Annotated in this window: 15 protein-coding genes and 1 pseudogene; 12 read left to right on the forward strand and 4 right to left on the reverse strand. The window is 42.7% G+C overall.

What is annotated here, in order from left to right:
• Nucleotides 1-28 precede the first annotated feature (28 nt).
• From BLS32_RS04470 to BLS32_RS04515, 10 genes and pseudogenes are all read left to right on the forward strand, one after another.
• Nucleotides 29-340 (forward strand): DUF4286 family protein, encoded by a 312-nt coding sequence (locus BLS32_RS04470; protein WP_091392447.1) that lies wholly within the window; start codon nucleotides 29-31, stop codon nucleotides 338-340.
• A gap of 44 nt (nucleotides 341-384) precedes the next feature.
• A complete protein-coding gene (gene rsmA / locus BLS32_RS04475; protein ID WP_091392241.1) occupies nucleotides 385-1,164 on the forward strand; it encodes a 16S rRNA (adenine(1518)-N(6)/adenine(1519)-N(6))-dimethyltransferase RsmA in 780 nt (259 codons plus the stop codon).
• A complete protein-coding gene (mgtE, locus tag BLS32_RS04480; RefSeq protein ID WP_091392243.1) occupies nucleotides 1,154-2,503 on the forward strand; it encodes a magnesium transporter in 1,350 nt (449 codons plus the stop codon). The genes rsmA and mgtE overlap by 11 nt, the downstream gene beginning before the upstream one ends.
• Before the next feature lie 10 nt (nucleotides 2,504-2,513).
• A complete protein-coding gene (gene proC / locus BLS32_RS04485; RefSeq protein WP_091392245.1) occupies nucleotides 2,514-3,287 on the forward strand; it encodes a pyrroline-5-carboxylate reductase in 774 nt (257 codons plus the stop codon).
• A 265-nt stretch (nucleotides 3,288-3,552) separates the two neighbouring features.
• On the forward strand, nucleotides 3,553-4,464 hold the full coding sequence (locus BLS32_RS04490; protein WP_091392449.1) for a 2-hydroxyacid dehydrogenase: 912 nt from the start codon (nucleotides 3,553-3,555) through the stop codon (nucleotides 4,462-4,464).
• A 30-nt stretch (nucleotides 4,465-4,494) separates the two neighbouring features.
• A pseudogene (locus BLS32_RS04495) lies at nucleotides 4,495-4,859 on the forward strand (VOC family protein).
• A gap of 46 nt (nucleotides 4,860-4,905) precedes the next feature.
• Nucleotides 4,906-5,244 carry a TM2 domain-containing protein gene (locus BLS32_RS04500; protein ID WP_091392246.1) on the forward strand — a complete coding sequence of 113 codons (339 nt, stop codon included), beginning with the start codon at nucleotides 4,906-4,908 and terminating at the stop codon, nucleotides 5,242-5,244.
• A 13-nt stretch (nucleotides 5,245-5,257) separates the two neighbouring features.
• Nucleotides 5,258-5,671 carry a DUF2752 domain-containing protein gene (locus BLS32_RS04505; RefSeq protein ID WP_091392248.1) on the forward strand — a complete coding sequence of 138 codons (414 nt, stop codon included), beginning with the start codon at nucleotides 5,258-5,260 and terminating at the stop codon, nucleotides 5,669-5,671.
• The gene (locus BLS32_RS04510; protein WP_091392249.1) at nucleotides 5,668-6,099 is read left to right on the forward strand and encodes a magnetosome magnetite crystal formation protein family; all 432 of its coding nucleotides are present in this window, start codon (nucleotides 5,668-5,670) and stop codon (nucleotides 6,097-6,099) included. The genes BLS32_RS04505 and BLS32_RS04510 overlap by 4 nt, the downstream gene beginning before the upstream one ends.
• Nucleotide 6,100: 1 nt before the next feature.
• A complete protein-coding gene (locus tag BLS32_RS04515; protein WP_091392250.1) occupies nucleotides 6,101-6,886 on the forward strand; it encodes a M48 family metallopeptidase in 786 nt (261 codons plus the stop codon).
• Between the two features lie 66 nt (nucleotides 6,887-6,952).
• On the opposite strand, the gene BLS32_RS04520 is transcribed toward BLS32_RS04515, so the two are convergent.
• Complete coding sequence (locus tag BLS32_RS04520) at nucleotides 6,953-8,755, reverse strand: GNAT family N-acyltransferase (protein WP_091392252.1); 1,803 nt, start codon at nucleotides 8,753-8,755, stop codon at nucleotides 6,953-6,955.
• 120 nt (nucleotides 8,756-8,875) lie between these two features.
• On the opposite strand from BLS32_RS04520, the gene BLS32_RS04525 reads away from it, so the two are divergent.
• Both BLS32_RS04525 and BLS32_RS04530 read left to right on the forward strand, forming a co-directional pair.
• Nucleotides 8,876-9,637 (forward strand): exodeoxyribonuclease III, encoded by a 762-nt coding sequence (locus BLS32_RS04525; protein ID WP_091392253.1) that lies wholly within the window; start codon nucleotides 8,876-8,878, stop codon nucleotides 9,635-9,637.
• Nucleotides 9,638-9,795: 158 nt separating this feature from the next.
• On the forward strand, nucleotides 9,796-10,755 hold the full coding sequence (locus BLS32_RS04530) for an OmpA family protein (protein ID WP_091392255.1): 960 nt from the start codon (nucleotides 9,796-9,798) through the stop codon (nucleotides 10,753-10,755).
• Nucleotides 10,756-10,812: 57 nt separating this feature from the next.
• On the opposite strand, the gene BLS32_RS04535 is transcribed toward BLS32_RS04530, so the two are convergent.
• From BLS32_RS04535 to BLS32_RS04545, 3 genes are all read right to left on the reverse strand, one after another.
• A complete protein-coding gene (locus BLS32_RS04535) occupies nucleotides 10,813-11,160 on the reverse strand; it encodes an SdpI family protein (RefSeq protein WP_091392256.1) in 348 nt (115 codons plus the stop codon).
• A gap of 1 nt (nucleotide 11,161) precedes the next feature.
• Nucleotides 11,162-12,538 (reverse strand): PQQ-dependent sugar dehydrogenase, encoded by a 1,377-nt coding sequence (locus tag BLS32_RS04540; RefSeq protein WP_091392258.1) that lies wholly within the window; start codon nucleotides 12,536-12,538, stop codon nucleotides 11,162-11,164.
• A gap of 122 nt (nucleotides 12,539-12,660) precedes the next feature.
• A complete protein-coding gene (locus BLS32_RS04545) occupies nucleotides 12,661-13,266 on the reverse strand; it encodes an NAD(P)H-dependent oxidoreductase (protein ID WP_091392259.1) in 606 nt (201 codons plus the stop codon).
• Nucleotides 13,267-13,278 lie beyond the last annotated feature (12 nt).

Genomic DNA, 13,278 nt, shown 5'->3' on the forward strand with positions numbered 1-13,278 from the left:
AAATCAAAATCTTAAAACGCAAATCATCATGATTATCTATAATGTTACCACAAACATCCACGAAAGTGTGCATGACCAATGGCTTAAATGGATGAAAGAAAAGCATATCGCTGATGTTTTGGCGACCGGAAAATTCTCATCTGCCAAACTCGTTCGGGTGCTTGTTGAAGAAGAAATGGGCGGAAAAACGTATGCCGTGCAATTTTTTACCGACAGCAAAGAAACGTTGCAAAAATACTATCAGGAAGATGCGCCGAAACTGCGACAGGAAGCACAGCAACTGTTTGGAGAACTCGCGCTCTCATTCCGCACTGAACTCGAAACAATCTCGGAACACTAAAAATAACACACGAACTTCGTGACTTAGCGCCTTTGGCAATAAAAATGGATAAAGTAAGAGCTAAAAAGCACCTCGGGCAGCATTTCTTAAAAGACGAAAGCATTGCGAAAGCGATTGCTGATACAATGAATCTGGAAGGTTATAACGATCTGCTCGAAATTGGGCCGGGAATGGGCGTTTTGACGAAATACCTTTTAGAGAAAGATATAACGACTTACGTCATTGAAATCGATACCGAATCGGTGGCTTATCTCGACCAGAATTACCCGAAATTAAAAGACAAGATCATTTCAAAAGATTTCCTGAAATACAACATCAATGAAGTTTTTGAAGGCAAACAATTCGGCATCATCGGAAATTTTCCATACAATATTTCAACGCAGATTGTGTTTCGCGCATTGGAATACAGAAACCAAATCCCGGAATTTGCCGGAATGTTCCAAAAAGAAGTTGCTGAAAGGATCTGCGAGAAAAAAGGAACGAAAGCTTACGGAATCCTGTCTGTTTTAGTCCAGGCTTTTTACGAAGCCGAGTATTTATTTACGGTCAGCGAAGACGTATTCGATCCACCGCCGAAAGTCAAATCAGGCGTATTGCGGTTGAGAAGGAAAGCCGATTTCAGTCTGCCATGCAGTGAAAAATTGTTTTTTACCGTAGTCAAAACCGCTTTCCAGCAGCGCCGCAAAACCATTCGTAACAGTTTAAAAACATTAAACCTGTCGGATAATTTGCGCGAAGATGTTATCTTTGACCTCCGGCCGGAACAATTAAACGTCCAGCAATTTATTGAACTGACCCAAAAAATAGAAGCCGATGGAGTTTAAAATCAGCAAAGAATTAATCAGCCAGCTCGAGCAGCTCATTGCCGCAAAACGAGACAGTGAACTGAACGTGTTGCTTGAAGACATGCACCATGCTGACATTGCTGAAATTCTTGACGAGCTTGATTTTAACGAAGCGACTTACATTTTTAAGGTTCTCGACAGTGAAAAAACCGCAGAGATCCTGCTCGAACTCGAGGACGATCTGCGTGAAAATATCTTAAGCAGGCTTTCGCCGAAAGAGATCGCCGAAGAGCTTGACGAACTCGAAACAAATGATGCGGCCGACATTATCGCCGAACTTTCAAAAGACAAAAAAGACGAAGTAATTTCTGAGCTTCAGGACGTTGAGCATGCCAAAGACATTGTCGATCTGTTGCGTTACAGTGAAGATACCGCCGGTGGAATCATGCATAAAGAGCTGGTGAAAGTTAATGAAAACTGGAGCGTGCTGACCTGTGTCAAGGAAATGCGCATTCAGGCAGAGAATATTTCTCGCGTGCATTCGATCTATGTCGTCGATGATGAAAACCGGTTAAAAGGGCGTTTGTCTTTAAAAGATTTGCTGACGACTTCTACAAGAGCACAAATTAGTGACATTTATATCAGCAAACTCAATTCTGTAAAGGTTGATACCGAAGACGTTGAGGTCGCGCGGATCATGCAGAAATACGATTTAGAAGCGATTCCTGTTGTTGATGAACTTGGCCGTCTCGTTGGACGAATCACGATTGATGACATCGTTGACGTCATTAAGGATGAAGCCGAAAAAGATTACCAGTTGGCTGCAGGTATTACGCAGGACGTTGAGGCGAATGACAGCGTACTTGAGCTCACCAAAGCGCGACTTCCGTGGCTTTTGATGGGAATGGTGATCGAACTTTTTGCATCTCAGGTGCTTGATGCGAACCAGGCCATTTCAGACCAGTTCAGAACTTTGATGATTTTCGTACCCTTGCTTTCGGCAACGGCGGGAAACATCGGCGTTCAGGCATCGGCGATTGTCGTGCAGGGTTTGGCCAACGGATCTGTAAAGGAATTCAACAGGCATTATTTCAGTAAAGAATTAACGGTTTCGATGATTTCGGGAACGATCATTTCGTTGTTCCTGCTGTGTTATCATTACGTTTTATACGGACAATTTTTAGTCGGATTTGCCATTTCCATTTCGATGATCGCCGTGATTTTATTTGCCGCGACGCTAGGGACTTTGGTGCCGCTTTTACTCCACAGGAATAAAATCGATCCCGCGATCGCAACCGGCCCATTTATCACGACCAGCAATGATGTATTTGGTATTTTTTTGTACTTTGTCATCGCACGGCTGATTTTAGGCGTTTAAACCAAACCACATGAACATACACATCATTGGCGGCGGCAACCTTGGGGTAGCCATCGCACTCGGAATCGTAAAATATACCGAAAACAACAACGTGACCGTAACCCGCAGGAATGTCGAAAACATCAGGCATTTGGAGCAAAACGGCATCACGGTTTCAGCAGACAATACGTCAAACATCCAGCAAGCCGATTTAATCATTTTAGCGGTAAAACCGTATCAGGCAGAAATTGTCCTTAACGAAATCATTCCATTGGTTCCAGAAAAAACCATTGCATCGGCAATCAGCGGCGTCACAGTCGAAACTTTGCAAAATGCTGCCAACGGAAATTCAATTGTCCGCATCATGCCAAACATCGCGATCCAATTCGGGGAATCGGCAACCTGCATCGCATTCGCAGCAAAAGACAAAGAACCTGCACAACACGTCATCGAACTCTTCCAGCAGCTAGGAACCGCGCCCGTTATCGAAGAAAAATTAATGGATGCAGCAACCGTTTTAGGCGCTTGCGGAACGGCGTATGCTTTGCGTTACATCCGCGCGTCAATGCAGGCCGGAATCGAAATAGGCTTCGACTCGCAAACGGCTTTGGCGATCGCTGCACAAACGGCAAAAGGCGCTGCAAAAATGCTACTCGAAGAAAAAATTCATCCGGAACAATTGATCGACCGCGTCACAACGCCACAAGGCTGTACAATTGTTGGCCTCAACGAAATGGAACACCAAGGCTTCAGTTCGTCGTTAATTAAAGGAATCAAAACCTCTCTGCAAAAAATTAAGGAATAGATTTTATAAACCATTTAATATGTAGGATTTTCTTAATGAACTTAATGTCCTTAATGGTTCAAATTTTAGCTTTTTGTATTTGGGCATTGCCTTCGGCCCGCGCTGTCCGCTCTATCTTTTGCTTCGCTGCGCTACTCAAAAGGATGCCGCTTCCATCACTAATGCGAACCCACAAATCCGGAACAAATCCGTAATTTTGAAACACCTAAAAAACACCGTTTTGGAAACCATCAAAATCCTCCACATCGACAGCAACAACCCGATCATGCTCGAACAATTGCAGCAGGCCGGATTTATAAATGATGAAGATTATACCTCTTCAAAAGCCGAGATCGAAGCCAAGATCTACAACTACCAAGGCATTGTGATCCGCAGCAGATTCAAGATCGACAAGACATTTCTCGATGCAGCGACCAATTTACAATTCATCGCACGCGTGGGCGCCGGATTGGAAAGTATTGACGAACCGTATGCCGCTGAAAAAAAAATCCAACTCATTGCAGCACCCGAAGGCAACCGCAACGCCGTTGGAGAACAGGCGCTCGGCATGATTTTATCACTTTTCAACAAACTCAACAACGCCGACCGCGAAATCAAATCCGGTCATTGGAACCGCGAAGCAAACCGCGGCCACGAACTCGAAGGCAAAACCGTCGGGATCATCGGTTACGGAAACATGGGAAAATCATTTGCCAAAAAACTGCGCGGATTTGATGTCGAAGTGTTGTGTTACGACATTCAGGAAAATGTAGGCGATGCGAATGCCAAACAGGTTTCATTATCGGAATTGCAGCAAAAATCTGAAGTGCTGAGTCTGCACATTCCGTGGACGCCACAAACCGATAAAATGGTCAACACCGATTTTATCAATGCTTTTGCAAAACCATTCTGGCTTATCAATACATCGAGGGGAAAAAATGTCGTAACATCCGATCTGGTCGAAGCGATGAAATCCGGGAAAGTCCTCGGCGCAGGTCTCGATGTGCTCGAGTATGAAAAATTATCATTCGAAACGTTGTTCACCGAAGGCGAAATCCCCGAAGCGTTTCAATATCTGTTAAATTCGAAAAATACCTTGCTCACCCCGCACATCGCCGGCTGGACGTTTGAAAGCCACGTGAAACTGGCACAGGTGATCGTAGATAAAATCAAACAGAAATATTTCGGCGCAAGCTAACCTGAATCTGTTAAAAAGCGTGTCACCAGAATCAGCGGATTTTTCTTCAAATCCAAAAACCCGAAAGCACTTGTGGCCTGGTATGGGAAACATCTCTGACTCAAAACGGATTATTACGGTTCGACTGTCTGGTGGAAAGATGCCGCAGAAATGACTGCTCGACACAATGGTCGCCGTTTCCTGAAGATACCAAATATTACGATCCGTCGAAAAAAGAATTCATGCAGAATTTCCGGGTTGAAAACCTTGACCGTTTGTTGGAACAATTAAAATTGGAAGGAATAACCATAATTGGCCAACCCGAAACCTATGATTATGGCAAATTCGCATGGATTTTAGATCCAGAACAAAATAAAATTGAACTTTGGCAGCCAAATGGTAGTGCTTTTCAATAATTTTTATATTTTTAACAAACTTTAACCAAAAACAAACAAATATAAAATGGAAGCACAAAAAGTAGACATGTTCATGATGATGAACGCCAAATTCTTCGAAAGCCACCACCTTGAGGGTGTTCGCGATACTTTAATAAATCTCGACGAATCGAAATGGGGAATGGTTCAGATGGTTTCTTACAAAGATCCAACAACAGCATTGATCCTTTCCTTACTAGCGGGAAGTTTTGGGATTGACCGTTTTTACATCGGCGATACCGGAATGGGTGTTGGTAAACTCTTAACTTGTGGAGGTCTCGGAATCTGGGCAATTGTAGACTGGTTCCTGATTATGGGCGCTACACGTGAAAAAAACATGATCGCTTTTCAGAACGCGGTAGTTTAAACAGGTTTTAAAAATGACTAAAAACAAGTTATATTCGATTTTGCTTATAGCTTGTTTTTTTGGTTATGCATGGCTCGGTTTTTCGATTTTGAACGAAGATCCTCATGGAAATTCACACTTTGGCGTTTGCTTTTTTAAAAAGATTACGTCATTTCCATGTCCGTCCTGCGGAACCACAAGGTCAGTGAAATTTTTAGCAAAAGGCGAATTTTCGCAGGCTTTGATGACTAATCCATTTGGAATCATCGTTGCTTTTTTGATGATCGCAATTCCGGTCTGGATCGCATGCGACGCAATTTTAAAAACACAAACTTTGTTTGAATATTACCATAAAACAGAAAATTTAATCAGGACCAGATGGATTGCCACACTGCTCATTCTTTTAGTATTGGGCAATTGGATCTGGAACATCAATAAAGGATTATGAACCAAACCACTAATTTTCCTTACAAACCCGGTGAACACGAAGCCGAAAAAGCATCAAACAGTTACCTGATGTCGCTCGTTGCCGTAGTTGCAGGCTTGCCTTTTCCGATCGTAAATCTTATTGCCAGCGTAATTTTTTATTTGTCGAACAGGAAAGGAACTTATTTTGTAAGATGGCATGCGACGCAATCGATGCTGTCGCAACTCGGACTTGTGTTTTTCAACAGCATCAGTTTCTGGTGGACGATTTCGATTGTTTTTGGAGATGAAAATGTTAGCAACCGCTATTTTGCGTATCTGTTTACCGTGATCATCCTCAATTTATTCGAATTCATTTCGACCATTTATGCGGCTATCGAAACCCGAAAAGGCAGGCACGTCGACTTTTGGTTTTTTGGAAGTTTAACCGATTTAATCTGCAAACCATAATATGAGAAAGACACTTCTACAAGGATTGATTCTTGGCATCGGCATTTTCGGATTGCTCTTTTTGCTGCAGCAGATTGATTTCATAAAGCTCTTCCATGTCAAGAAAATCAACGATACGACCGAAAAGAAACTCGGCGAAATGATCTGGAAAACCATTGAAGCGACTGAAACGGTTGTCAAGAATGATTCTGTCAACGACCTGGTCAATAAAATCGTGACCCGGATCACAGAAAAAAATAATATGGACCGCGAGGAATTTAAAGTCCACGTTATCGAAAATGACGAGATCAATGCTTTTGCAATGCCCGGCGACCATCTGGTCATTTACACCGGATTGATCCAGAATTGCGACAATGAAAGCGAACTTGCCGGAGTGATCTGTCATGAACTTGCTCACATCCAGAAAAACCATGTGATGAAAAAGCTCGTCAAGGAATTGGGGCTTTCTGCGCTGATTTCGATTACGACCGGAGGAAACAGTCCGCAACTGATCAAAAAACTTACAAAAGAATTGTCGTCTGCCGCGTATGACCGCGAACTCGAATCGGAAGCCGATATTACAGGCGTAGATTACATGATCAAAGCACAATTGGATCCTGAAAAACTAGCCGATTTTCTGTACAAATTGTCAACTGAGGAATATATGCCAGAACAATTTTACTGGGTCAGCACGCATCCTGAATCTAAAGAACGCGCCAAAGCAATCTTGGAATACATCAAAGGTGATACCTTAATCAAGAAGCCAATTTTGTCAAAAACTGAATGGGATTACCTGAAGAAGAACTAATTGCGATTTTAGAAGTACGATTTACGTGATCAAAATATCGTAATCGTACTTCTAAAATCGTAAATATCATTCTCCTTTTTCTGCAAGCTTGCGTTCGAGTTCTGCCTGAAATTCTTCCATGACCGGTTTCACGGTGCTTTGCGGAATATCTGCGATGCGAATGTACATCAATCCATCGACGGCATTGTTGAACAACGGATCAACATTAAAAGCGACCACACGTGCATTTTGCTTGATGTATTTTTTGATCAGTACCGGAAGGCGTAAATTTCCTGGTTCGATCTCATCAATGATCTTGTCGAATTTATTCAGATCGGCTTCCGCTTCATTAAAAACAAAATCCTTATCGGCGTCCTTTAATTTGACTTTAAATTCTTTTTTCGGGTAGATGTACTGCGCAATGTACGGATCGTAATAATGCGATTTCATGAATTCGATCATCAGCGATTTCGAAAAATCTGAAAACTGGTTGCTGATGCTCACACCGCCAATCAGGAATTTATGCTCCGGATAGCGCAATGTTAAATGCACGATGCCTTTCCACAATAAAAACAGCGGCATGGGTTTTTGCTGGTAGCTTTTGATAATGAACGCGCGGCCCATTTCGATGGATTTGTGCATCATGTCGAAAAGCTCGGGTTCAAACCGGAACAATTCCTGCAGGTAAAATCCGTCGATGCCATATTTTGGGAAAATTTCAGATCCCAATCCCATACGGTAAGCGCCGGCGATCAGATTGGTTTCGCTGTCCCACAAAAACATGTGGTGGTAATATTTGTCAAATTTATCAAGGTCGAGCGATTCATTCGTTCCTTCGCCCACTTCACGAAACGTAATTTCGCGCAAACGCCCGATTTCGTGTAAAATGTTTGGGATTTTATGCGCTTCTGTAAAGAAGACTTCATAATTTTTACTGTGCAGCAAACGACAGTCGGTCTTGCGGAGTGCGTTGACTTCTACGATCATTTTCTCGTGATTCGCAGGTGTTGCAATTTGCTTCGGGCTTTTCGGAAGCTTTAAATTGGCACTTTGCAAAAACGGCACTTCTTTTTCAAACGCGTTTGAAAGCATGTAGGTTTTCTTGCGAAGGAAATCGGAGTATTCCTCGATCGTTTGGTGTTCGTTTTGTTCGGCGACAGAAATTGGTTTCCCAATGCGCACTTTAATCAGTCGGTCTTTCTGTGTCAACAATTCCGAAGGCAATTTTGCCGTCCTGAGCGTGTCGTCAATTTTTGAAAGCAGGTAAAACAAGCGGCTGTTTTTCGCATGGAAGTAAATCGGCACCACGGGAACCTGGGCTTTCCTGATGACTTTAATTGCGCCTTCTTCCCAAGGTTTATCGACCACGAGTTTTCCGTCTTTGTACGTAGAAACTTCACCTGCCGGGAACATACCAAGCGGTTTGCCATCGCTTAAATGGCGCAAGGTTTCTTTGATCCCAACAACGCTCGACTTTGCATCTTTATGGTTTTCAAACGGATTGACCGGCATGATGTACGGCTTCATCGGATCGATGCGGTGCAGCAAGAAGTTGGCGATAATCTTAAAATTAGGCTCTCTTTCAAGCATCAGCTTCAAAAGCAAAATCCCGTCGATGCCACCCAGCGGATGGTTCGAAATCGTAATGTAAGCGCCGTCTTTTGGCAGTCTTTTTAAATCTTCTTCCGGAATTTCAAACTTGATGTTGAGTTCGTCCAAAATGGCGTTCAGGAAATCAAGATCTTTCAAATGCTTGTTCCTGTCGTATAGTTTATTGAGTGTAGATATCTTCAGCACTTTCATCAGAAGCCAGCCTGAAAAAGTCCCAAAAACCCCGTATTTGTCAGCATTTATAGCCTTTGCAACTTCTTTAGCGGTAACTAAACCCATTTAATGTTTGTTTTTTGAGCCCGAAACAAAGATAGCAAAAAACTCCATTTTCACTCTTTTTTCTGAATTATACTTTGCGCTTTTTTACTACTTTTGAAACGCTAACTTTTATCCGTAAAAATGAGAATTATTTCCTATAATGTCAACGGAATCCGCGCTGCGATCAGCAAAGGTTTTATTGAATGGCTCAAAGCCGCAAATCCCGACGTCATTTGTCTTCAGGAAATCAAAGCGATGCAGGAGCAGGTTCCGGTCGCTGAATTTGAGAACATCGGATACAAATACCATTACTGGTTTTCGGCGCAGAAAAAAGGCTACAGCGGCGTGGCGGTTTTGTCTAAGATCAAGCCCAATAATGTCGTTTTCGGAACCGGGATCCCGCACATGGATTTCGAAGGAAGAAACCTGCGCCTCGATTTTGACGATTTTTCGGTGATGAGTTTGTATTTGCCATCGGGAACCAACCTGGCGCGACTTGACCACAAATTCATGTACATGAAAGACTTCCACGATTACGTGCACGAATTGAGAAATGAAGTTCCGAATCTGATCATTGGCGGTGATTATAACATTTGCCATGAACCGATTGACATCCACGATCCGATCCGAAACAAAAATGTATCGGGATTTTTACCCGAAGAGCGCGCCTGGCTTGATGTTTTCATCAACAACGGCTTCATCGACAGCTTCCGCCATTTCAACAAAGACCCGCACAATTACACCTGGTGGAGCTATCGCGCAGGTGCTCGTGGCAACAACAAAGGCTGGCGCATCGATTATTTACTGGTTACAAAATCAATCGAAGACCGTTTGACAAGAGCCGTGATTTTACCCGATGCGAAACATTCTGACCATTGTCCGGTTTTGGTTGAAATTGATTAAATCAGGAGCCTAATCCTGCTTTCGGCTATATCTTTTTTTGTTTGGAAGTTCAAAGTTGAAAAACTACATTTGGAGCAACAAAAAAAGGATGCCGCCTCAATCAGGGCTAGGGCAGCCGTTTTCAAAATAATATCCATCCAAAAATAAAACTCAAAAACATGATAAAAAAAGTTTCCATTGCCTTATGCATCCTCGCTTTGTCCACATCGTGCGTATCCAAAAAGGTATACACCGATCTTGAAAACCGTTATGCACAACTCAAGAAAGACAACCGCAAAATATCAGATCAGAACGATGACCTGAACAAGGCCAAAACCAAGCTCGACCAGGATTATGCGGCACTAAAAGCCGATTTGGATAAAACCAAAGCCGAACGCGACAAACTATCAAACGATTACAAAGCTGCTGATAAAAGCCTCAAAACGCTGCAATCTTCTTACAGTGCACTCGAAAAAAACAGCGACGATGCTTTGTTGGCCAACATGAATAAAAACCGCGATCTGCTTGGAAAATTGGAAGCCAAAGAAAAAGCCCTGGCCGACGAACAAGCGCGCCTTGACAAATTAAAAGCCGACTTGAATGCAAGCTCCACACGTCTTGCCGAACTCGAATCGATGATGGCTTCGAAAGATGCAGCAATGAAAAAACTCAAAGAAACCCTTTCAAAAGCATTGAACAGTTTCGAAGGAAAAGGTTTGACCGTACAGCAGAAAAACGGAAAAGTTTATGTTTCTATGGAGAACAAATTGTTATTCGGTTCAGGAAGCTGGGCTGTAGGCGTTGAAGGAAAAAAAGCGGTGGTTGAAGTCGCAAAAGTACTTGGCGACAATCCGGATATTTCTGTTTTAATCGAAGGCCACACTGATGATGATGCCTACGCAGGATCTGGCGCCGTGACTGACAACTGGGATTTGTCGACCAAAAGGGCAACAGCGATTGTAAACATCATTGGCGAGAACAAAAAGGTAAAAAAAGAGAATTTAACAGCTGCAGGCCGCAGCGAATATGCGCCGCTTGTTCCAAACACGAGTGCTGAAGGAAAAGCAAAGAACAGAAGGATCGAAATCATCCTGACGCCGAAATTGGATGAAATTTCTAAAATGCTGAATGAATTGTAAGATTCATTTTAAAAATACAAAAAGCCCGAATTTTACGTTCGGGCATTTTTATTGGTGTTAAACCGGGAATTTTATTTTGATCGCTTTTTCGGTTCGAACAAACATAAAAGCGATGGCAGCGATTAACGCAATCCATGCAATCACCGTATTTGATGTTTCGGAAAACGGTGAAAATGTTGCAAGTCCTGAAATTAAAAGCAGTCCCAAACCCGATTGCAGCATCGCAATGGCAGAAAACCTTTGTGCAAATTTCCAGCTTTCTTCAGATTTCATCGATGATGCCGTTCGGTAACCGTATAAAAAATTAATTCTTTTTGGTGGAAAAATGTACATCAGCATTGCGGTGATGGCAAAAATTCCGCCGGTAATTACCAAAATATATAAGGCCTGACTGTCTGAATTCATATTATTTAATGGTTAGTTTCGTACTCGATGAAGCACCCGACTGATCGGTTACCGTGATGATGTACATGCCGCTTTGAAGCGAACCTGTGGGCAATGACGACAAATTGCTGTCAATATTGGCATTCATCAATAATTTCCCGGTCACATCATAAAATTTCACTGCTGCTGGAAAACGCGCATAGCTTATTTTTAGATTAATTTCTGACGAGGCCGGATTTGGTGAAACCGAAAAAGTCATTTTATCAAAGTTGGTTGTAGCAAGTGAAGTGTCGGTGATTTTAAGGATTTTCCCTGTAGCGCTGGCGGCCACATACAATTCGCCAGTTACATCTTCTCCAAAGGTTGTAAAACCGCTGCTTCCCGAGAAAGTTGCAGAATAAGTTCTTGCGCCGGTAGTATTGTCTACCATTCCAATTCGGTTCTGGTAATAATCGGCAAATAAATATTTGTTTTGTAAATTCGGGTACGTAGTTCCGTTGTACACATAGCCGCCGGTAATTGAATGCCCGCCGGTAGAATGGTTGTATTCAGCTATTGGCATCGTCATGGTTCCGATAGCAGCACAGCCCGAGGTATTGTATGGTGCAGAGCCTTCATAACAACGCCATCCAAAATTAAGTCCCGGAGTAAGCGGTGCAGCTACTTTATTGATTTCTTCAATAGCATCCTGGCCCACATCTGCAATCCACAAATCGCCGGTTGATTTATTGAATGAGAATTTCCATGGATTCCTGAGCCCGATCGCCCAGATCTCATCATTTCCGACAAGCGCTCCGGCATAAGGATTTGTGGGCGGAATTCCGTAAGGCGAACCCGAATTCACATCGATGCGAAGCATTTTTCCTAAATTTTCAGAAATATTTTGTGCGCGGTTTCCCGGATCTCCGCCATCTCCGCCATCGCCCATTCCAATGTATAAATAACCGTCGGGACCAAATTTAAGCGTTCCGCCATTGTGGTTTGAAAATGGTTGTGCGACTGTTAATAAAACGGTTCCGCTGGCCGCATCGGCAACATTTGGATTGTCGCTCACATGATAACGCGCAATGACTGTATTTCCCGCTGTGTTGGTGTAGTTTACGAAGAAGAATCCGTTGGTCGCGTAGTTGGGATGAAAAGCCAAACCGAGCAATCCGCGTTCGCCGCCGGTTGAAATGGTTGCCGTGGTTAGTGTCAGGAAATTGGTTGCGTTGATGGTTCGGTCGGTATTTAAAATCCGGATCGCTCCGCCTTGCTGTACGACAAATAAACGGCTGTCGCCTGCGTTTACAATTTCTGTCGGGGCATTGAAACCTGTGGCAAATTCGGTTAGTGCAATCGTTTGTGCAAAAGAAATTGCAGGCAGGGCAAATAATAAAAGCGTAATTATTTTTTTCATAGTAAAATCATTAAAAAGGTTAGCCACGTAAAAGTAGGAATATTTAATGTTTTTTCATTATGCTTTGGTTATTAATAAATTACATGATTTGAATGTGTCTATCAGATTCTCAATAATCCTGTTTAAAGTTCAAAAACGCTTTTTAAATGCGAGGGATAATTTTCTAAATCTTTTGTGATGTCTCCATCTTTGAAAATATCGAAACAATTGTAATCGGGCACGATTGCTACGCCACAGAAACGATAATTGCTGGTGATCGGAAGCAAAAAATCGGCAGTACTTGCGCCTTTGAATAATTGCTGACTGGCATCTGAAAAGCTTGCTGCAGGCGCATTCCATGTAGCACAAACCATAAACTTTTTCCCGTGTAAAAGTCCGCCAGTTCCATATTGTCTGGATGCATCTTCCCGTGTCCTTCCATCGCCGGTAAGAAATTTTTTGCTCAACAATCCGCTGTTAAAAACTTCGTCTACGTATTTCTTGTAAATCCATGGCGCGCCAAACCAGTTGATCGGGGTTTGCAGGATGATCAAGTCGGCTTCCAAATGTTTTTCTACTTCTTCATCTGCCTGATAGCCGTCTTCTACTTTGGTTTCTAAAACTTCGAAATTATGAGCTTCTAAAAAGTCTTTTGCCTTTTGATGGAATGCGTCGTTCAATAATCCTTCAGACCAATTGGGATAAGTCAGGTGTGTATTGATTAGTAATGCTTTTTTTGATTTTTTCATTGATGGTTTTTT

The organism is Flavobacterium noncentrifugens, from assembly GCF_900100375.1.
GTDB classification, from domain to species: Bacteria; Bacteroidota; Bacteroidia; order Flavobacteriales; family Flavobacteriaceae; genus Flavobacterium; species Flavobacterium noncentrifugens.

Bases quoted from the DNA above. Each gene is read 5' to 3' on its own strand.
- BLS32_RS04470 (WP_091392447.1), top strand. From the start codon at position 29: ATGATTATCTATAATGTTACCACAAACATCCACGAAAGTGTGCATGAC.
- rsmA (WP_091392241.1), top strand. From the start codon at position 385: ATGGATAAAGTAAGAGCTAAAAAGCACCTCGGGCAGCATTTCTTAAAA.
- mgtE (WP_091392243.1), top strand. From the start codon at position 1,154: ATGGAGTTTAAAATCAGCAAAGAATTAATCAGCCAGCTCGAGCAGCTC.
- proC (WP_091392245.1), top strand. From the start codon at position 2,514: ATGAACATACACATCATTGGCGGCGGCAACCTTGGGGTAGCCATCGCA.
- BLS32_RS04490 (WP_091392449.1), top strand. From the start codon at position 3,553: ATGCTCGAACAATTGCAGCAGGCCGGATTTATAAATGATGAAGATTAT.
- BLS32_RS04500 (WP_091392246.1), top strand. From the start codon at position 4,906: ATGGAAGCACAAAAAGTAGACATGTTCATGATGATGAACGCCAAATTC.
- BLS32_RS04505 (WP_091392248.1), top strand. From the start codon at position 5,258: ATGACTAAAAACAAGTTATATTCGATTTTGCTTATAGCTTGTTTTTTT.
- BLS32_RS04510 (WP_091392249.1), top strand. From the start codon at position 5,668: ATGAACCAAACCACTAATTTTCCTTACAAACCCGGTGAACACGAAGCC.
- BLS32_RS04515 (WP_091392250.1), top strand. From the start codon at position 6,101: ATGAGAAAGACACTTCTACAAGGATTGATTCTTGGCATCGGCATTTTC.
- BLS32_RS04520 (WP_091392252.1), bottom strand. From the start codon at position 8,755: ATGGGTTTAGTTACCGCTAAAGAAGTTGCAAAGGCTATAAATGCTGAC.
- BLS32_RS04525 (WP_091392253.1), top strand. From the start codon at position 8,876: ATGAGAATTATTTCCTATAATGTCAACGGAATCCGCGCTGCGATCAGC.
- BLS32_RS04530 (WP_091392255.1), top strand. From the start codon at position 9,796: ATGATAAAAAAAGTTTCCATTGCCTTATGCATCCTCGCTTTGTCCACA.
- BLS32_RS04535 (WP_091392256.1), bottom strand. From the start codon at position 11,160: ATGAATTCAGACAGTCAGGCCTTATATATTTTGGTAATTACCGGCGGA.
- BLS32_RS04540 (WP_091392258.1), bottom strand. From the start codon at position 12,538: ATGAAAAAAATAATTACGCTTTTATTATTTGCCCTGCCTGCAATTTCT.
- BLS32_RS04545 (WP_091392259.1), bottom strand. From the start codon at position 13,266: ATGAAAAAATCAAAAAAAGCATTACTAATCAATACACACCTGACTTAT.